The 19,204-nt window shown below is 73.0% G+C and carries 18 protein-coding genes; 6 read left to right on the top strand and 12 right to left on the bottom strand.

The genetic code is table 11. The features are described from left to right. Positions 1-9: 9 nt before the first annotated feature. Complete coding sequence (locus tag ACT01A_RS09815; protein ID WP_445152065.1) at positions 10-1,902, bottom strand: hypothetical protein; 1,893 nt, start codon at positions 1,900-1,902, stop codon at positions 10-12. 52 nt (positions 1,903-1,954) lie between these two features. Here ACT01A_RS09815 and ACT01A_RS09810 point away from each other — a divergent pair, with 52 nt between their 5' ends. Further along, complete coding sequence (locus ACT01A_RS09810; protein WP_445152064.1) at positions 1,955-2,794, top strand: MerR family transcriptional regulator; 840 nt, start codon at positions 1,955-1,957, stop codon at positions 2,792-2,794. A gap of 18 nt (positions 2,795-2,812) precedes the next feature. Here the strand turns inward: ACT01A_RS09810 and ACT01A_RS09805 are convergent, their stop codons facing one another. After that, on the bottom strand, positions 2,813-3,475 hold the full coding sequence (locus tag ACT01A_RS09805) for a glutamine amidotransferase-related protein (RefSeq protein WP_445152063.1): 663 nt from the start codon (positions 3,473-3,475) through the stop codon (positions 2,813-2,815). 102 nt (positions 3,476-3,577) lie between these two features. Here ACT01A_RS09805 and ACT01A_RS09800 point away from each other — a divergent pair, with 102 nt between their 5' ends. Together ACT01A_RS09800 and ACT01A_RS09795 are read left to right on the top strand one after the other, a co-directional pair. Continuing rightward, the gene (locus ACT01A_RS09800) at positions 3,578-4,036 is read left to right on the top strand and encodes a hypothetical protein (protein ID WP_445152062.1); all 459 of its coding nucleotides are present in this window, start codon (positions 3,578-3,580) and stop codon (positions 4,034-4,036) included. Positions 4,037-4,041: 5 nt separating this feature from the next. After that, complete coding sequence (locus tag ACT01A_RS09795; RefSeq protein WP_445152061.1) at positions 4,042-4,236, top strand: hypothetical protein; 195 nt, start codon at positions 4,042-4,044, stop codon at positions 4,234-4,236. Here the strand turns inward: ACT01A_RS09795 and ACT01A_RS09790 are convergent. The 9 genes from ACT01A_RS09790 to ACT01A_RS09750 all read right to left on the bottom strand — a co-directional run bounded on the left by ACT01A_RS09790 (position 4,233) and on the right by ACT01A_RS09750 (position 13,342). Next, entirely contained in the window at positions 4,233-4,541 is a 309-nt protein-coding gene (locus ACT01A_RS09790) for a hypothetical protein (protein WP_445152060.1), read from the bottom strand. The two genes, ACT01A_RS09795 and ACT01A_RS09790, sit on opposite strands and share 4 nt — an antisense overlap. Before the next feature lie 84 nt (positions 4,542-4,625). Beyond that, the gene (locus ACT01A_RS09785; protein ID WP_445152059.1) at positions 4,626-5,543 is read right to left on the bottom strand and encodes an alpha/beta fold hydrolase; all 918 of its coding nucleotides are present in this window, start codon (positions 5,541-5,543) and stop codon (positions 4,626-4,628) included. A 36-nt stretch (positions 5,544-5,579) separates the two neighbouring features. Further along, entirely contained in the window at positions 5,580-7,346 is a 1,767-nt protein-coding gene (locus tag ACT01A_RS09780) for an HD domain-containing phosphohydrolase (protein ID WP_445152058.1), read from the bottom strand. 23 nt (positions 7,347-7,369) lie between these two features. Further along, positions 7,370-8,617, bottom strand: coding sequence for a hypothetical protein (locus ACT01A_RS09775; protein ID WP_445152057.1), 1,248 nt, complete (start codon positions 8,615-8,617; stop codon positions 7,370-7,372). Positions 8,618-8,676: 59 nt separating this feature from the next. Then, positions 8,677-9,294, bottom strand: a complete 618-nt coding sequence (locus ACT01A_RS09770) for a hypothetical protein (protein WP_445152056.1) — start codon at positions 9,292-9,294, stop codon at positions 8,677-8,679. 31 nt (positions 9,295-9,325) lie between these two features. Next, the gene (locus tag ACT01A_RS09765; RefSeq protein ID WP_445152055.1) at positions 9,326-10,036 is read right to left on the bottom strand and encodes a glycosyltransferase; all 711 of its coding nucleotides are present in this window, start codon (positions 10,034-10,036) and stop codon (positions 9,326-9,328) included. Positions 10,037-10,098: 62 nt separating this feature from the next. Then, entirely contained in the window at positions 10,099-10,809 is a 711-nt protein-coding gene (locus ACT01A_RS09760) for a DUF3891 family protein (RefSeq protein WP_445152054.1), read from the bottom strand. Next, positions 10,806-11,393 carry a hypothetical protein gene (locus tag ACT01A_RS09755; protein WP_445152053.1) on the bottom strand — a complete coding sequence of 196 codons (588 nt, stop codon included), beginning with the start codon at positions 11,391-11,393 and terminating at the stop codon, positions 10,806-10,808. The genes ACT01A_RS09760 and ACT01A_RS09755 overlap by 4 nt, the downstream gene beginning before the upstream one ends. A gap of 71 nt (positions 11,394-11,464) precedes the next feature. Then, complete coding sequence (locus ACT01A_RS09750) at positions 11,465-13,342, bottom strand: glycoside hydrolase domain-containing protein (RefSeq protein WP_445152052.1); 1,878 nt, start codon at positions 13,340-13,342, stop codon at positions 11,465-11,467. A 19-nt stretch (positions 13,343-13,361) separates the two neighbouring features. Here ACT01A_RS09750 and ACT01A_RS09745 point away from each other — a divergent pair, with 19 nt between their 5' ends. The 3 genes from ACT01A_RS09745 to ACT01A_RS09735 all read left to right on the top strand — a co-directional run bounded on the left by ACT01A_RS09745 (position 13,362) and on the right by ACT01A_RS09735 (position 18,167). Then, positions 13,362-13,562: a hypothetical protein gene (locus ACT01A_RS09745; RefSeq protein ID WP_445152051.1), complete on the top strand. Its 201-nt coding sequence runs from the start codon at positions 13,362-13,364 to the stop codon at positions 13,560-13,562. Positions 13,563-13,654: 92 nt separating this feature from the next. Further along, positions 13,655-14,431 carry a FadR/GntR family transcriptional regulator gene (locus tag ACT01A_RS09740; RefSeq protein WP_445152050.1) on the top strand — a complete coding sequence of 259 codons (777 nt, stop codon included), beginning with the start codon at positions 13,655-13,657 and terminating at the stop codon, positions 14,429-14,431. 94 nt (positions 14,432-14,525) lie between these two features. Then, on the top strand, positions 14,526-18,167 hold the full coding sequence (locus ACT01A_RS09735; RefSeq protein ID WP_445152049.1) for an indolepyruvate ferredoxin oxidoreductase family protein: 3,642 nt from the start codon (positions 14,526-14,528) through the stop codon (positions 18,165-18,167). Here ACT01A_RS09735 and ACT01A_RS09730 read toward each other — a convergent pair. Then, positions 18,142-19,203 carry a metallophosphoesterase gene (locus tag ACT01A_RS09730; protein ID WP_445152048.1) on the bottom strand — a complete coding sequence of 354 codons (1,062 nt, stop codon included), beginning with the start codon at positions 19,201-19,203 and terminating at the stop codon, positions 18,142-18,144. The two genes, ACT01A_RS09735 and ACT01A_RS09730, sit on opposite strands and share 26 nt — an antisense overlap. Position 19,204: the final 1 nt, after the last annotated feature.

The following is a 19,204-nucleotide window of genomic DNA, read 5'->3' as shown; positions in this document are numbered from 1 at the left end:
ACCCCATTTTCAGGTTCCTGGCGCGCTGGCGACCCGTCGGCCGCCGCGGCGGAAGCGCGCCGCGCGGTCCTCAGCCGTGCGCGCGGGCTCGGCCGGCGGCGAGGTGCCGTCGCCGTCGTTGCCCGTGCGCGCCACGCGGGCGACGCCCCACGCCAGCGACGCCATGAAGATCAGCGAGAGGAAGAGCACGATCAGGCAGGCGGTGGTCCACAGCCAGCCCGGGATGTCGTCCTTGCGCTCGCGCTGCAGCAGCTCGTGGTCGGCGACGAACGGGCGCGTGAAGCTCGCGCTCGCGGGGACCAGCTTGGCTCCCGGGATCGCGGAGTCCGCCGGCATGTAGATCGGCACGCCCATGATCGTGCGGCCGTTCTGGACGCGCAGGACCGTCTTCCAGTCGCCGTAGACCGGGGCCGGGACGCGGAAGCGGTAGACGCCCTCGGCGACCTTCTCGAGGCGGTCGACCTTCATGCCGCCGGCCTGCCACGAGGTGACCGTGACCCAGGCGGCGTCGTCGGCCGCGCTGCGCGGGTTCAGCGTGACGGTGCCGACCACGTGGCGGTGCGCCGGGTCGCCGCCGTCGTCCTGGAGCTGGACGGTCGCGGTCTGGTTCGTCGGCTTGGTGGTAGAGAGCCCGTAAGCGGTGAGGCCGGCGATGGCGATGAAGGACCCGATGACGGCCGCACGGCAGACGGTCTGCGACGGGAGCTGGAAGCGCAGGCCCGCGCCGAGCAGGCCGCCGAGCACGCCGCCCGCGGTGCCGGCGAGCGCGGCGCAGAGGACCGCCTCGGGCATGATGCCGTCGTTCCAGGGCAGCGGGAAGAACTCCTTGACCCAGAACCACTCGGCGGCGAAGCCGATCGTGCCGCAGAGCAGGCCGCCGATGACGCCGAGCGTGAGCGGGCGGTTGCGGCCGGTGGCCAGGGCGACGCCCTCGACGGCGATCGCCTCGACGACGTAGAGCGGCAGCGTCGGCGAGGACTCGCCGAAGACGGGCCCGACGATCAGGGCGATCGCGCCGCGGACGATCAGGAACATCGCGGCCGTCGCCAGCGCGCCGCCCTTGCCGATCCAGACGCGCGCGGCGACGAGCGCCATGCCCGAGGAGAGCGCGAGCAGCATCGGGTGGAAGACCATGCGGAACTGCGGGACGCCGAAGTCGAACTCGCCCTGGAAGGTGGAGAGGCCGATGAGCAGGCCGCCCATCAGGCCGACGCGGCGCAGGGCCACGAAGAACTGCGAGTCGCGCAAACCGCCGTCGGTGGGCGCGCCGCGGAAGCGCAGGCCCTCGGCGAGCAGGATCGCCTGGCCGATGAGCGTGAGGCCGGCGCCGCCGAAGAGCATCAGGTGCGTCGGGCCCCAGAGCGTGACGTCCTGGCCGAAGATCCGGTGCCACATGTCGTCCAGCGGGAAGCCGAGCAGCGCGAAGCCGCCGCAGGCGGCGATCAGCACGCCGCCGACCGGGACGTACCAGTCGCGCGTGATGCGGATGGCGGCGGGGCCGGGCTTCTCGTCGGGCAGGGCGAGCGCGAGGCAGCCCGAGGCGAACACGCCGTAGAGGCCGACCAGGATCAGGTAGTGCGCGGGGTTGGCCAGCGGGCCGGCGTCGCGCCCCTGGTCGATGTGCAGGGAGATGTCCCAGTACATGCCGAGCAGCGCGATGAGCAGCGAGCCGCCGCCGACGCCGAGCGGAAGCGCCGCCCAGCCGGGCAGCCCGGAGACGCGCTCGGAGAACTGAGACAGGCGCCGCAGGGGCGTGTCCTTCCCGGGGTGCTTGCGATAGCCCAGGATCCCGACCATCAGGATGGCCGTTGCGATCCCGGCCATGCCCGTGGCGATGGCGACCTGATCGATCGCCGCTCCTCCCGCGGGCTCGGACGCCGCGAAGACGTGCGTAAGTGCCATGGCTCGATGTTACACCGATCCATGTCACATCAAACGCGGTAAGCTCGTGCGTGTGTCCGATGTCACGGAGGCACCTGAGCGCGCTCTCGACGATGGTGACCTGACCATCGACGAGCTGGCCCAGCGCACGGGCATGACCGTGAGGAACATCCGGGCCCACCAGTCCCGGGGCCTCCTGCCGCCGCCCGAGGTGCGGGGGCGCACGGGCTACTACGGGGCCGAGCACCTGGCGCGGATCGAGCTGATCCGCGAGATGCAGGGGCAGGGGTTCAACCTGGAGGCGATCCGGCGGCTAGTCGAGGCCGCGCCCGGGTCCTCCGAGGAGCCGCTGCGGTTCCTGCGCGCGGTCGCCGAGCCGTACACGTCAGACCAGCCCGAGGTGCTGACCGGGCCTGACCTGGCGGACCGCTGGGGGACCACGGACGTCGAGCTGTTGCAGCGCGCGGTCAAGTTGGGGTTGTTGCGTCCTTTGGGCGACGGGTCGTTCGAGGACGTCACGCCACGGCTGACGAGCGCCGGCAAGGAGCTGGAGCGCCTGGGTGTGCCGCCGGGCGTAGCGATGGACCTGGCGGCGACGATCCGCAAGCACGCCGACGGCGTGGCACGGGCGTACGTGAAGCTGTTCGTCGAGCAGGTCTGGAAGCCGTTCGAGGCGGCGGGCGCGCCCGAGGAGCGCTGGCCGGAGGTACGTGACGCGCTGGAGCGGCTACGACCCTTGGCGGCGGACTCGCTGCTGGCGATCTTCGGCGTGGCGATGGCCGACGAGTCCGAGCAGGCGTTCGGGCGCGAGATCGAGCGCTTGCAGCGCCGCCGCAATAAGGACAAGGGCGGCGGCGCGCGGGGCGGGAGCTCGCGGAGCGGGAGTTCGAGAGGCGGGGGCTCGAGGGGTTGAGGGCGGTGCGGCGCGCGGTCAGCGCCGCGCGAGCGCCGTCGCCTCGGCGAACGCGGCGATGAGGGGCGAGAGCGGCTCGCCGTCGAGCGCGCCGATCTGGGGGTGAAACAGCGTGGCCATCAAGAACGGCTCGCCGGGGACTTCGAGCGCGACCGCGCCGATGCCGTCCGCGTATGCGGCGATCCGGGCCCCAGCCGCCTCGATCTCCGCCTCGGCGTCCGGCCGGGGCGCGTAGCCGCAGAAGAACAGCCCGGGGAACGGCGCGTCGCCGAGCAGCTCCGCCAGCCGCGTGCCCTTCACCGGCGTCACGGGACGCCACTCGCCGTCGACCCGCTGTGGCAGCGAGCAGACCAGCGGATCCGCGGCGTCCGGCGTCGTCTCCGCATGGTCGTTTATGCCACGGCCGGCGAGCGACAGCAACGTGTACTGGAACCCGCCGCACGTCCCGAGCAGCGGCACGCCCTCGCGGCGTGCGCGGGCGATCGCCTCCAGCACCGCCTCGTCATCCCGGTACGGACTCCCGGGCGCGACCCACAGCCCATCGCCGAGGTCGTCCACCTCGGCATCCGTCCCGACCCAACGCGCCCGCACCCCTTCCGGCAACTGCTCCAACGCCGCATCGAGCGCCCGATGCGTGACGTACTCCGGGTTGTGGTCGCCCAGGACGGTGATGGTGGTCATGGAAGGGGAGACGTTGGCGGCGAGTCAGACCGGACATCGCGAAGACTCTGCGCAGATCGCTCGCGCCGCCCTCCTCGCGTCGTACCTTCGGCGCCGCTCGCCATGCCGCACCTCGAGGAGATCACCTACGACCTGGGCCGCGCCGCGCTCGCCGACCAGGAGTCCGTGGTCTCCGGCATCCGCTCGCGCACCAGCACGCTCGTCGCGACCCAGGCGCTGGTCGCCTCCTTCCTCGGCGGCGCGGCGATCGACCGCGGCTCGCTCGGCTTCTGTGGGTGGTCGGCGATCGCCATGCTCATGATCGGCCTTGCGCTCTCCGTCGTCGTCCTCGCTCCCTGGCGGATGCGCTTCTCGCTGGATCCGCGCTCGATCTACGCCGATCTCGCGGACGAGGCTGCCGCGGGACGGCTCGACTGGCTCGTCATCGCGGGGTTCATCCATGAGGACCTGTGCGAGCGCAACCGCGGACGAGTGGATCGGTTAGTAATGCTACTTCTATTGATCAGCATCGCAACGATGATGGAATTACTCTTGTGGATTGCGGCGGTCGCGTTACGATGAGCGCCATGGATCACAAGCCGACGCCGCTGAAGGACCTGCCTGTCCTCGACGTGGAGAAGCTGGGGCGAACCGCGTGGGATCCGGTCATGCGCGCCGACGGCACGTATGCGCCGACGCCGCTGATCTACCGGCTGTTCTTCGGCATCTTCGACAAGGAGTACCGTCGTGGCGGTCGTTTCGGCGCCAAGCGCAAGCGCTAACTCGCGTCGGCGTCGCGCGGCACGATCCGCAGCTGCGACGGCGCGACGACGCGGATGATCACGTGAGCGGGCCGGGTGGGTGAGCCGAGCGTGAGGAAGTCGCGGACGCGGCCGATGCGGCCGCAGAACGGGCACTCCAGCGCGGAGGCCGGCGTCATGCGGCCGGCCGGGGAGACGGGTGCGTCGCAGGAAGGGCAGGCGAGCGTGCCGGAAGCGAGCGTCGACGTGCGGCTGACGCGGCGGATCGCATCGGGGCCGGAGAGGCCGCCGATCCGCTCGGACCCGTCGTCGGGTCCGCCGCTCATGCCCCGGAACAGGCTCACCCGGATGAGTGTAGGCCGCGCCGAGCGGCCGCCGGCGAGTGAGCCCTGCCGGAGCGGCCGGACGCGCTAGGCCGCTTGGACCGCCGCGCGGTCGCCGGTGGCGACGTCGGCGGAGTGGGCGTTCTGGGCGACGGCGGTGATGATCTGGGGCCAGGCGGCCTTGGGCAGGTCGTGGCCCATGCCCGGGATCGTGACGAGGCGGGCGTTGTTGATGGCCTTGGCGGTGGCGCGGCCGCCGCTCGGCGACACGAGCTTGTCGGCCTCGCCGTGGATGACGAGCGTCGGAGCCTGGACGCCGCGCAGCTCGCGGCGGCGGTCGCCGGAGGCGATGATCGCGCCGAGCTGGCGCGCCGTGCCAGCTGGCGAGGCGCCGCGGTCAAACGACAGCTCGATCATCGCGCGCAGCTCCACGTCGTCGCGCTCGAAGCCGGGCGAGCCGATCAAGGTCCAGGTCTTGACGCCGCGCTCGACGAAGCCGTCGCGGTCGGTCGGCGAGGACCCGATCAGCACCGGGTAGGTCTTCAGCGCCGGCTGGCCGCTGAAGCGCGCGCCGGTGTTGGACATGATCGACGTCAGCGACCGCACGCGCGAGGGGTGCCGGGCCGCGACGGTCTGGGCGATCATCCCGCCCATCGACACGCCGACGACGTGCGCGCGCTCGATCTCCAGCGCGTCCATCAACCCCACTGTGTCGAGCGCCATGTCGGCCAGCTTGTAGGCCGGGCGGGCGATGCGGCGCAGCGCGATCTCGTGCAGCTTGGGCACCGGCGCGCCGTCCAGGCGGGTCGAGCGGCCCGTGTCGCGGTTGTCGAACCGCACCACGTAGAACCCGTTGCTTGCGAGCTGCTCGCAGAAGCGCGTGTCCCACGCGACCATCTGCGTCCCGAGGCCCATGATCAGCACCATCGCGGGATCGGTCGGATCCCCGAACGTCTCGTAGCAGAGGGTGATCCCGTTGCCGACCTCGGCGAAGCGCTCGTCCATCATCCGATGGTACCGCTCCGTACCGCTCGGATCGACCTATGCGGCCAGCGTCAGCTGACCGTCGTCATCGCCCAGGTCGGCGATGTCGCCCAGCTCGCGCGCCATCGGCACGAACAGCTCCACCAGCTCGGGGTCGAAGTGGCGCCCGCTCTGCGACACGATCTCCGTCAGCGCCTCGTCCAACGTCCAGGCGCTCTTGTACGGCCGCCGCGATCGCAGCGCGTCGAAGACGTCGACGATCGCCACGATCCGTCCGGCGATCGGGATCTCCTCGGCACGCAGCCCGCGCGGATATCCGCTGCCGTCCCAGCGCTCGTGATGCGTGCGCGCGATCTCCTCGCCCAGCTGCACCAGCGGCGACGGCGACCCCGAGAGCATCGACGCCCCGATCTCCGCGTGGGTCTTCATGATCGCCCACTCCTCGGCGTCCAGCTTGCCGGGCTTGAGCAGCACGCGGTCCGGCACGCCGATCTTGCCGACGTCGTGCAGCACCGCCGCGTGGCGCAGCGTCTCGGCCTCCACCGCCGACCAGCCGGCCGCCAGCGCCAGCCGCTCGCTCATGTGCCCGATCCGCTCGACGTGCTCGCCGGTGTCCTCGTCGCGCCACTCGGCGGCGCGCGCCAGGCGCTGGACGATCTCCAGCTGCGTCTCGTGCAGCTCGGCCGTGCGCTCGCGCACCGCCTGCTCCAGGAGCTCGTTGTGCTGCGACACGCGCTGGCGCTCGCGGCGCTCGGTCAGGTAGGACGCGATCACGGTCCCGATCGCGCTGAGCGCCAGCGCCGCCAGCGGCGCGACGACCGGCACGACCCAGCCCTTCGTGAACGCGACGTACGCCACGCCGACGTAGGCGACGGCGACCAGCGGCGCGATCGCCACCGACAGCGCCCGCAGCCGCAGTGCCGCGGCGGCCGGCGCCAGCCCGAGCGCCAGGATCGCCAGCACGCCCACCCACCACGGAGCGGTCCTCATCGGCAAGTCGTGCAGCACCGTCCACAGCGCGTTGGCCTGGACCTCGGGCCCGGACATCAGCTCGTCGCGGACCGTCGGCGTCGGGTGGGAGTCCTGGCCGGTCAGCGCGGTCATGCCGACGACCACGACCTTGCCGCGGATCGCCGACGCCGGCACGTCGCCCTCGCGCACCGCCGAGAACGAGACCTCGGGGATCGTCCCGGGCGGCCCGCGGAAGTCGATCCACGAGCCGTCCTTCTCAAAGGCATTGACATCGACGCGGTGTCCGAGCGACCGCGCCGCCGCGACCGCGATCGTCGCCACGCCGTCGCGCGAGGGCTCCACGCGGGCGATCTCGCCGCCGTTGAGGATCGGGAACGACGCCATCGCCGCCGTCGCGCCGACCGCCTTCAGGTTCTCGTCGCCGCCGAGGACGTTCGTACCGCCGCGGCCGTTGGTCTCGGTCGTCGCCAGGACCGTCCCTGGGAAGCGCCCGATTGCGTCGTAGAGCGCGAGGTCCTGCTTGGGCGTGGTCGCCTCGGTGAACTGGACGTCGTAGATGACCCGGCGCGCGCCGAGCTGGCGCAGCCGGTCGATCACCTGCGCGTGCCACGACCGCGGGTAAGGCCAGCTGTGGTCCTCGTCGTAGTGCGACAACGTGGTGTCGTCGATCCCGACGACCACCAGATCGCCCGGGTCGTGGGCCGGCCGGACCTGGAAGCGCTGCGAGACCGTCGTGTCCTCCAGCGAGCCCGCGACGCCGGTCGTCCAGATCGCCAGCCCGCAGACCGCGGCTAGCAGCCCGGCGAGCAGGACCGCGCGGGTGTGCTTGGTGGATCGGATCGGAGTGGACACGGACGGGGACGGCCGGCGAGCGGCTATGGCGCGACGCGCGCTCGGTACTGATGGCCCTTGTGGACGACGACCGTGCGGTCGGCGCCGAAGTCCCGGACCTCGACGGCCCCGTCGGCGACGCGCGTCAGCGTGCCCTCACAGGAGTCCTCGGTCATCCAGCGCGTCCCGCGGACGGTCGCGACCGACCCGCGCCCGCGCGTCTGGAACTTGCCGTGGTCGTCGCTGCCCCACAGCGCCCGCGACGGCTGCTTCTTCTTGGTGGCCTGCTTGGCGGCCGAGCGCTTGACGCGCTTGCGGGCCGCGACGGCCTGGCACTGGCGGAAGTCCGCGCCGCGCAGCACGATCTGGGTCAGCCCGCGGTCGCCCGCGGTCTGGCGGACCTCGAACATGCCGCCCCAGAAGCGCCCGGTCTGGGTGCTGCCGGGCTTGGTGAGCGCGGTGGTCAGTTCGACCGTGCCCGCACGCGTGTCGATGATCGTCCCGCTCGGGACGCCGCGGGCGTCGCTGAGGTCGACGGCCACGCCGGTCGGGCTGGTCGCGGTGACCGTGCCCTGGACGGCGGCGATCGCCAGCGTCTTGCCGAGCACCGGCGTGATCGCCGCGGTGGCCTGGCCGGCCGGGATCGCGGCGGCGGGGTCGGTGGCGTCCTGGGTGGCGGACGAGCCCGAGGAGGACGTGGGAGAGGAGGTGGTCGAGGACGACGAGTCGTCGCCCTTGCCCGAGCCCGAGCCGGACGACCCGGAGCTGGACGAGCCCGAGTCCGACGAGCCGCTGGAGCCCGAGCCGGACGAGCCGGAGCCCGACGAGCCGGTGCCGCTGCCGCTGCCGCTCGTCCCCGGGACCGTCACGCCGATGGTGACGCCGGTGCCGTCGTCGCCCCCGCTCTTGTCCTCCTTGGTCTTGAACGTGACGTCGCGCCCGAGCACCGAGCCGAGCAGCCCCGATGAGGCGACCGCCCGCACGTGGTAGGTCGTCCCCGGCATCAGGCCGGTGACCGGCACCGACACGGTCTCCTTGACGCCGATCAGCGACGTCAGGATGTTGCCCGACGTCAGGCCGTAGGTCGTCGTCGGCCCGAACTGGAACGAGACCGACGCCCCGAGGACCGACACCGTCGCTTCGGCCTCGAGCGTGACCGACCGCGCCGTGACGTCCTTCACGCTCTTGGTGGTCACACCGCCGAGCGTTAGCGCGCCGGCGCTCGCCGGAGCGACGACCACGGACGCGATCGTGACTACGAGGGCAGCGGTGACCTTCCCGGGCGTGCGCACGCCCCGGATGGTCGGGTCCAGCGCACCGAATGTGAGTGCGTTTGGACGGACGTCGGACGTCAGGAGCGCCGTTGCGCCACGAATGCGGCCAATCGGTCCCGACCGCCGGATGCCACGGGCGCTCCGTGTGCGAACAGCAGCGCGTCGAAGTCCTGCTCCAGCAGCCGTTCCAGCGCGGCGGTGAGCCCGTCCTTGACGCCATCGGCGTCGTCGCCCATCAGCCCGTCGGGCACGTAGGTCAGCTCGCCGTCCTCGTCGCGGATCAGCGCGTCGGCAAACAACAGCGCGCCCGATCCGGCCGCGATCCGAAACGCGGTGTCCTCCGGGGTCAGCACGCCCACCTCCAGCGCGACGACGCCCGGCGCGACCTCGTCGCCGTACTCGAACGGCTGCACGTCGGGTCCGTCGTCGGCGAACTCGTGCAGCCCGGAGCGGTGGGCGCGGATCGGGCAGTCGAAGTGCTCGGCGAACGCCTCGGCGTGGCGCAGGTGGTGGCGGTTTGAGAGCAGGATCGCCTCGGGGCGGCCGTGGCGCGCGATCTCCTCCAGCCCGCCGTGCTCGGGCACGCGCGGGTCAAACAGCGCGCTGCCTTCGACGAAGAAGTGCGAGTGCACGGGCTGACCGATGCCCTCGTGGAAGGTCGTCCAATGCAGCACGCCGGGGAGCGTCTCGTCCATGCGACCACCCTTACCCCGACGTGTCCGAGCGCTAAGCCAGGTCCTCGCGGATCACCGCGCGCCGCGCCCGCGGCAGCCAGAGCGGCAGCGCGTTGCCCGACCACGGGCGGCGATGCGGTGGCTCGGGCGCCCGGCGAAAGCGCCGCGACGCGCCGTGGTCCGGGCGTCCGTCGCGGTGCGCATGAGCCTCCGAGACGGTCAGCAGGGACCAGCCCTCGATCGTCGCCCGGCGCGCGAGGTCTCCGACCGCGGCGCTGCCGCGCAGCTCGGGGTCAAAGCCGCCGAGGTCCAGGAACGCGAGGCGGCGCAGGACCGCCAGGCCCGCGGACCGCGGCGCTGCCCAGAGCGCGTCGTGGTCGTTCTCCAGCGTCTCGGTGAGCGTACGCAGCGTCCCGGGGGACGGCCGCGTGGCGGCGTCGATCAGCGCCACGTAGGCGCCGGTCGCCTCGGCGAGCGCGAGATCGGCGGCGGCCGCGGTGCCGAGGCGGCGCGGCAGCGTGAGGATCGTGCGGCGGGCACGCGGGTGGTGGTCGGCGAGCGTTGAGCGGGCGGCGCGGCTCGCGGCGCCGGACGCGCCGTCGTTGATGACGAAGACGCCGCCGGACCACTCGCGCGAGAGGTCGGCGGCCAGGGCGGACTGCAGGGCGGCGAGCTGCCATGGCGCCTGACGCGAGACGACGACCGCGACGTCGAGCGCGTCGAGCAGGTCGTGCACGGCGCCGGCGCGGCGCGAGGGGCGCAAGCGGCCTTCAACGTGGTGCGGTGTCACGAAGACCAGCGTTGCCCGAACCTGCCAAGCGCTAACTACGTTCCGACCAAGCCCAGACGAAGGGTCAGGACCGGCGCGGTGCTGAGATCCGCATGTGGGTCCGCGAGGTGACGTCCCTCGACGCGGACCTCGAGCGCGTCGCGGTCCGCGCCGAACGGCCACGGGTCCAGGGTGAAGCTCTCCAGCGCGTGGTCGCCGGGGGCGCGGTCCAGGCGGATGCTCGGCGTCTCGTAGGGGAGGCGCGCCTGGCAGAGCGCGAGCGAGATCCCGTCCCACAGCGCGATCAGCGCCTGGTTGCGCTTGAGCTCGTCGTCGGAGACGCCCAGTTCGGTGGCCAACGCCTGCTGAAGCTCGCGCTGGCCGTTCATGTAGGCCTCGACCGCCGCGGCGATCTCGGGAACGTCGGTCTTGGGCGGGAAGCGCTCGTACAGGCCGGTGCCGTGCAAGGACACCAACAACGCTGCGTAGCGCGACTGCGTCAGCACCTTGTGCGGCGCGGCGGTCCACAGCGCCAGGTGCGTCCGCCGGTCCAGCTCGTAGAACTGGACCGGCAGGCCCGTGTCGGGATGGCGCGCGGGATCCAGGTCCCACTCGGCCATCCCGACGTCGTGCTGCAGCGCCCCGAGGCAGACCTCCTCGAACGGCTCCGGGCGTGGATCCCACGCCCGCGCCAGCTGCCCCGACAGCCAGGCGTGGGACGCCTGGCCGATCGCGAGGTGGCCGTCGCCGTCGGGGCGGAGGATCAACGGCGGTCCGTGTCGTCCTCGTCGAGCTCGGAGACGCGCTCCTCGTCGGCCTCGCCGTCGACCACGGTGGCCTCGTCGGACTCGGCCTCCGGCGTGAACGCGTCACCGATCGGATCGGCGCGGCCGTCGCCGTGGGTTGCGTTCTCGATCAGCGCGTCCTCGGCGGCCTCAAAGCCCTCGGACTCACCGCCGCCGGCCTCGTAGACGGCCTCGAAGGCCTCGTCGCCGTGGGCGTCGTCCAGGCGCGGGCCGCCGATGCCACGCGCCTCAGCCGCGGCCGCGGCCTCTTCGGCGGCGACGAACTCCTCGTCGGTGTGGACGACCGGCTTGGTCGCCTCGGCGGCCTCCTCGGCCTCGGTGGTGGAAGCGGGGACGGCGGTCGGCGGCGTCACCGACGGGCCGGGCGCCTCGGTCGGCGGCGGCGCGACCGGCGGAGCCGCAGGCGGTGCGACGGGCGGCGTGGGGGTGGGAGCGGGGCTCGCGGATGGCGCGGGCAGCTGCGCGGCACGGCGCTTCTTGAAGAACGCGGCGCCACCGGCGAGCAGGCCGCCGAGCAGGAGAAGTCTCTTGGGGAAACGGGGCATGACGGAATCCGTACCCGATCACGGGCCTGGGCGAAAGGCCTGCAAGACGGACGGACGAGATTGGCGCGCCGTCAGCGCGTCACGAGCTGGGCGCTGCCGGGGTACAGCGGGTAGCGCCCGAGGGCGGCTAAGACGTACCAGGCGGAGAGCGCGCCGGCGTCGTCGTTGCCCGGCAGGCCGCTGGGCGCGGGGGTGAAGAGGGCCATCGCGCGGCGCAGGGCGTCGTCGGTCAGCTCGGGGCGCCCAAGGACGCTGCCGAGCCACGGGATCGCGAAGGAGACCTCGTTGCCGAGGCCGGCGAACGGGTCGAACGGGCCGCCGTCGAGTCGGCGCAGCACGGCCTCCAGCCGCTCCGGCGTCGCTCCGGCCAGCTCGAACGGCGCGGCGAAGGCGTACTGGGCGGCGGAGCCTTCGACGAGGCTGGTCGGGTCGGCGGGGGCGCGGGCGAAGAGGTCCAGCGCGCGGACGGCGGCGCTAGCCCGGGCGCGCAGGGCGGGGTCGCCGGCCACGCGGCCGACGGCGTCGTCGGCGATCGCGCGCTCCAGGATCCCGGCGTCGCCGCCGTCTGAAGAGCGGCACGGCGGCTCGAGCGTCCGGCGCGCGACGGTCAGCGCCCGTGCGCGGTCGATGCCGGGAACGTCGAAGGCGAGCGCCTCGGCGAGCAGGATCGCGCCCGGCTCGCCGACCATGACGTCCGCGTCGGCGCCTCCGATCGCCCAGCGCGGCGCGCAGTCCCCGGCCGTGAGCGTCCGGACGACGTCGCGCGCCTGCTCTGGGTAGTACATGGACAACAACGGGAACTGCGTGCGGTAGATGTCCCAGCCGGAGATCGTCGAGCGCGGCTCCCAGCCGCGCGCCGGGTCGACGTCGGCAATCACATTGGGATGCTGGAGCGCGCGGTAGAGCGCGGTGGCGAAGACCGGGCCGGGCGGGCCATCGACGCGCGCGAGCTTCTTGGCCCACGCGGCGCGGGCCTGCGCGCGCAGCCGCGTGAAGGACGTGCTGCGCGGCGCCTCGGCCGCCAGGTTGCGCCGCGCGCCCGCCACGCTCGTGAGCGAGACGCCGAGCCGAACCTCGACGGTCGCGCCCGGCGCGAAGCGCAGATAGGCGCCCGCCCGCGCGCCGCGGATCGGCGCCGCGGGCAGCCCGCCGGGGACGAAGCGCCGCCCGGTCGCGCGCTTGGCGTCGCTGGCGCGCCGCGACCCGGCGCGGACCACGACCGGCCCACGCTCGTCGCCCGGCGCGCCGGCCGCGCGCCGCCACGTCCCCCACGCGCGCGGCTTGACATCGAAGCGCGCCACGACGTGCACGTCATAGGCATTGCCCGCGCCGCAGAAGCGCCCCGACCGCGCGCTCGCGACGACCTCGCCACGCGCCGGGTCGATCCGCACGGCCGCGCGGTCGTCGCCGTTCTGCGAGCCGCCCGCATCGACCAGGACCGTCGCGGGCCTACCCACCCGCCCGCGCGGGAACGTCATCCGCATCACGCCGACGCGCGCCGTGGCGGTCAGCGCGACGCGCACGCCGTCGACCGTCACCGCGTAGGCGCCGGCCGACGCGGACTCGGTCGCGTGCGAGAACGTCGGCCGCCGCGCCGGGGGCGCCGTCGCCGTGCGCGCCAGCGGCAGGATCGGCACGTCGCCGAACGTCGCGCAGCCGGTCCCGCTGACGTGCGTCGGGCTGAAGCCGCGGATGCGCGTGTCGTCGTGGTCGTAGCCGGCGCCGAACGCGGCCAGCGCGGGCGCGGTCTCCGGGCTCATCTGCACCAGCCCGAACGGGACCGCCGCCCCCGGCACGGTCGCGCCCGCGCCGCCGCCGCGCTGGATGTTCGCCTCGCGCGCGCCGGTGCCGATCAGCGGATCGACGTCGGCGACGTCCGCGGCGCGCGCCGCGGTGGGGAGCAGGGCCGCGGCGAGGACGGCGAACGCCGCCGCGAGGGGAGACCACATCGCGGGTATCGTCGCAGTCATGAGCGAGCACCACGGAGCGGACCGCGTCCACGGCGGTGAGGCCTCCCTCGGCGAGGCGCAGTCCTCCAACCCGCCGGACGACGACGACATGCTCACCCCTGACGCTGGTGAGTTCGATGCGGACACCGACTACGAGGGCGAGGGCACGCCGCCGCCCGAGGAGCGCGATAACGAGGACCCCGCGCCGAACGCTCCGTAGGCCGCGCCACAGCGGCATATCGCTGGTCTAGCCCACCTACCTAATAGGTTCGGGGGGCTGACCACGGGCCGGTTGACGTGTATGTTCCCGGCGTGTTCACGCCGGTCCAGACGCGTCGAACCTTCGAGGAGGCGGCCGAGCAGATCGCGGACAAGGTCCGGATCGGCGAGCTGCGCGTGGGCGACAAGCTTCCTGGTGAGCGAGCGCTCGCCGCGCAGATGCAGATCAGCCGCCCGACGCTGCGCGAGGCCGTCAAGGTGCTGGTCGACGCGGGCCTGCTGGAGGTCCGCCGCGGGCCGGGCGGCGGCATGTTCGTCGCCACCGACGTCGTCGGCGTCGAGCTGGTCCGGCAGCGCTCGACGCTGCGCCTCGGCGAGGTCGCGGGCGTCCTTGAGGCGCGCCGGATGCTGGAGCCGCGGGTCGCGCAACTCGCCGCGGTCCGGGCCACCGAGGAGGACTTCGCCGCGCTGCAACGGTCGATCGACGCCATGCGCTCGCTGGTTGACGCCGGTCGCGCGCTCAAGCAGGAGGACCGCTTCCTGCAGCTCGACGTCCAGTTTCACCTCGCGCTCGCGCGCGCGTCAGGCAACGCCACGGTCGAGTCGCTGATGCGCGTGCTCTTCCGCCAGTTGGAGATCGCGCGCGACATGGCGATGCATCTGCCGCTGGTTCCCGAGTGGACGATCCAGATCCACGAGCGGACCGTGTCGGCCGTGCGCTCCGGCGATCTGGGCGAGGTCGAGGCCGTGATGGACGAGCACGTCGGCCAGCTCGAGCGGACGTGGGAAGAGGAGACGGCCCGCGCGCTCGTGCGTCCGCTGCCCGAGTTCCTGCTGCCGGGCTCCGCGCGGACCAAGCCCGCCGCGTAACTGACCAAGCGTTTAGAACCTCCGCGATTGGTGGTAAGGTCGATTGACCCATTGCGGGTCATCGACCTGCCCAGCGACAGAGGGAGCGCCGGACGTGCCGCGCACGACGGACGGGATCGCCAACGATCGGGAGACGACGACCGGGACCGCCGTGCCGCCACGCACCGGCCCGACGCCGCCCGTCAAGCTGCACCGTCCCGACGTCCAGCTGACCGACAAGTACCTGCTCGAGCAGGGCACGGTCTTCCTGTCGGGCACCCAGGCGCTGGTCCGGATCCTGCTCGACCAGGTGCGCGCCGACCGCCGGCGCGGGCTGAAGACCGCGACGTTCGTGTCCGGCTATCAGGGCTCTCCGCTGGGGACGGTCGACAAGGAGATCCTCGGGCTCGGCGCGATCGCGCCTGAGCACGACCTGCACTTCACGGCGGGCCTCAACGAGGAGCTGGCGGCGACCGCGGTCTACGGGTCGCAGATGGTGCCCTCTTTGGGTGGGCGGGCCGGGGTCCGCGTCGATGGCGTGACCGGCGTCTGGTACGGCAAGAACCCCGGGTTGGACCGCGCGATGGACGCGCTGCGCCACGCGAACTTCGCGGGCACCCACCCGCGCGGCGGCGCGCTGGCGCTGGTCGGTGACGACCCGTCGTGCAAGTCCTCCACCTTGCCTTCGGCCGGCGAGGCGACGCTCGCCGCGCTGCACATGCCGACCTTCTTCCCCGGCACGTTGCAGGAGATCCTGGACTTCGGCCTGCACGCGATCGCCTGCTCGCGCGCGTCCGGGCTGTGGAGCGCGCTGAAGATCGTCACCGCGATCGCCGATGCCGCCGGCACCGTCGCGGTCTGGCCCGAGCGGGTCGGCCCGGTCATCCCGACGGTCGAGTACGACGGCAAGCCCTACGTCCACACGCCGGACGGCAACCTGCTGGCGCCCGCCTCGATGGAGCTGGAGCGCAGCATGTTCGGCCCGCGCCTGGAGCTCGCCCGCCAGTACGCGCAGCTCAACCAGCTCAACCCGGTCACGGTCCCGACGCGCGACGCGTGGCTCGGGATCGTCGCCGCGGGCAAGGTGTACTACGAGCTCGTCCAGGCGCTGGGCGACCTCGGCCTCGACCAGCGCGCGCTCGATCGCGCCGGCATCCGCCTCATGAAGGTCGGCATGCTCTACCCGCACGACCGCGAGGCGTTCCGCCAATTCGCACGTGGCCTCGACGAAGTGCTGGTGGTTGAGGAGAAGCTCCCGTTCCTCGAGACCGCGTTGCGCGACGCGCTCTACGGAACGCCCGACGCGCCGCGGATCGTCGGCAAGCGCGACGAGCACGACGCCCCGCTGCTGGCGCCGGAGTCCGACCTGGACGCCGACGCGATCGCGGTGGCGCTGGCCGCTCGCCTGCGCGCCGGCGGCCGCGGCGCGCCGGAATCGGTCGCCCAGCACGTCGAGCTGATCGAGGCGCGCCACGCGACCACCGCCCGCACGCTGCCGACGCTCGCGCGCACGCCGATGTTCTGCTCCGGCTGCCCGCACAACACGTCGACCGCCAACCCGGACGACACGCTGCTCGGCGCCGGGATCGGCTGCCACACCATGGTCCTGCTCTCGCCCGAGGGCAAGGGCACGATCACCGGCATCACGCAGATGGGCGGCGAGGGCGCGCAGTTCGTCGGCATGCAGGCCTTCACCGACGACCAGCACTTCGTCCAGAACGTCGGCGACGGCACGTTCCACCACTCGGCCTCGCTGGCGATTCGCTTCGCCGTCGCCGCGCGCGCGAACATCACCTACAAGCTGCTCTACAACCGCACGGTCGCGATGACCGGCGGCCAGGACGTCGTCGGCGGCATGACGGTCCCGGAGCTGACGCGCTGGCTGGCACTGGAGGGCGTCGAGCGGATCGTCATCACCACAGAAGACACGAAGCGCTACAAGAAGTCCGGGCTGGATCCGATCGCGACCGTCCGCCACCGCGACGCGCTGCCCGAGGCGCAGGCCGAGCTGGCGCGCACGCCCGGCGTCACGGTCCTGCTGCACGACCAGCACTGCGCGGCCGAGCTGCGCCGCCTGCGCAAGCGCGGCAAGGCGCCCGAGCCCGTCCAGCGCGTGGAGATCGACGAGCGCGTCTGCGAGGGCTGCGGCGACTGCGGCACGAAGTCCAACTGCATGTCGGTGCTGCCCAAGGAGACCGAGTTCGGGCGCAAGACCGAGATCCACCAGTCCTCCTGCAACAAGGACTTCTCGTGCCTGAAGGGCGACTGCCCGTCGTTCCTGACGGTGGTGCCCGCGAAGGCGGGGGCGAAGGCGAAGGTGACGCCGAGTGGATTCCCCTTGCCGCCCCGCGACGCGCTCCCCGCGCCGCAGCTCGTCGTGCCGCGCGACGACTTCCACATGCGGATGCCTGGCGTCGGTGGCACGGGCGTCGTGACCGTCTCGCAGATCATCCAGATGGCCGCGATGCTCGACGGCAAGCACTCCTATGGTCTCGACCAGACCGGGCTGGCGCAGAAGGGCGGCCCGGTCGTCTCCGACGTGCGCATCGCACGCGACCCGATCGAGGGCTCCAACAAGGCCTCGGCCGGCGCGGCCGACCTGCTGCTCGGCTTCGACGTGCTCGGCGCGGCCAACCCCAAGAACCTGCTCGTGGCGAGCGCGGAGAAGACCGTCGCGGTGGTCAACACGCACGCGACGCCGACCGCCGCGATGGTCACCGACACCGGCGTGCGCTTCCCGGCGCGCGATCGCAACGTGAAGGCCATCGAGGCCGCCACGCGCGCGGGCGAGGACGTGTTCTTCGACGCCGAGGCGTTGTCGGTGGCCTTGTTCGGCGATCACATGCCGACCAACACGTTGTTGATCGGCGCCGCCTACCAGGCGGGCTGCCTGCCGCTCAGCGCCGACGCGCTGGAGCACGCGATCCGCCTCAACGGCGCGGCGGTCGAGAAGAACCTGGCGGCGTTCGCGTGGGGCCGCGCGGTCGTGGCGGCGCCCGAGGCGGTCGCGGCGGCGGTGGCCGGCACCGAGCCCGCGCCGCACGTGGCGGAGCTGGACGACGCGGCGCGCGAGATCGTCGACGCCACCGGGACGACCGGCGAGCTGCGGCGGCTGCTGGAGGTCCGCGTGCCCGAGCTGATCGCCTACATGAACGGCGCGGCGGAGCTGGCGCGCGAGTACGCGCAGGACGTCGCGCGCGTCGCGGCGATCGAGGCGCAGCGCGGCGCGCCCGGCGAGACCGCGATCGCCGAGGCCTACGCCCGCGGCCTGCACAAGCTGTACGCCTACAAGGACGAGTACGAGGTCGCGCGCCTGCACCTGCTCGGCCTGGCGGACACGGCGCGCAAAGACAAGGTGTACGTGATGCTCCACCCGCCGGTGCTGCGCGCGATGGGCATGGACCGCAAGCTGAAGATCCGTCGCGGCGTCGCGGTCCCGATGTTCAAGGCGCTGCGTGCCGGCACCCGCCTGCGCGGCACCCGGATCGATCCCTTTGGCCGCGCCCACGTCCGCCGCATCGAGCGCGCGCTGCCGGGCGAGTACCAGGCCTTGGTCGACCGCGCGCTGGAGCGCCTCACGCCGGTCACGCACGCGACGGTCGCGCAGATCGCCGACCTCCCCGACGCCATCCGCGGCTACGAGGACGTCAAGCTGCGCAACGTCGAGGGCTTCCGCGACCGCGCTGCGCAGCTCGAAGACGAGCTGGCCCGCGGGGCGCAGAGCGGCGGCTTCAGCCTCCCAGTCGTGCAGGGCTGACGCGCGCGAACAGAGCGCGCGCGTCGGCGAGGTCGTCCAGCAGGCCGACCACGCGCGGGTCGCCCTCGCCGTCGACGATCACGCCGCCGCCCGGCCAGTAGGGGTTGGGCGGCGCGCCGTTGTGCAACAACAAGGGCTCGTAGACCCAGGAGCCGGTGTTGGCGGCGCGCGGTCGTCCTCCCGCTCCGCTCCACAGCACCGGGTCGTCGCCCTCGTGCGGGCCGCTGCGGTGGACGTGGCCGAAGATCACCCAGTCGGGGTTCACGCCGACGCGCGCGGCGGCGTGCAGCAGCGCGGGGATCGAGGAGCGCTGCATCTGACGGCCGAGCAGGATCCGGGTCAGCGGCGCGATCAGGTGCGGCTTCAGTTGGCGCGGGCTGGGCATCGACTGCGCGCGCAGCAGCTCGGCGGCGTCGTCGACCAGCGTGGCCAGCGGCCGCGGCAGCACACGCGTCAGACGGGCTTCCGCCCCGACGCGCGGACGCCGAGCGCGCTCGTACGCAGCAGGCCCGACGACGGTGACCGCCGTGTTGCGCTTGACCTCTCGCGACGCGCGGCCCCACGCCAGCTCGGGCAGCAGATGTCGATCGAGATAATGGCCATGGGTCGCCCAGACGCGGTCCGACACCCAGAAGCCTGGCGCCCGGACTGAGACCTGCGCGGGCGCCAGCCAAGATGTCACCGCGGCCAGCGCGCGCGACGCGTCGTGGGGGACGAGCGCGTCGACCGCCAGCTCCGCGCCCTGCGCTCGCAGCCACCGGCGCGTCAGCCCGGCGTCGTGGTTGCCGGGCACCAGCACGATCTCGCGCTCCGGCCCCATCGCGGCGCCCAGCGCGCGCAGCACCGGCTCGGCGGTCGCCATCGCCTTGCGCGGCTGCCCTTCCGCCAGCTCGACGGTGTCGCCGAGCAACACGAGCCGGTCGATCGCCTGCTCGGTCAGCGCGGCGATCAGCCGGTCACGAGCCTCGCGGTGACGCAGGACGTCGCGGCCCAGGCGCGAGCCGATGTGCAGGTCGGAAATGAGAAGCGTGCGCACG

The organism is Baekduia sp. Peel2402 (genome assembly GCF_052567285.1).
This window is presented reverse-complemented; position numbering and strand designations above follow the sequence as displayed.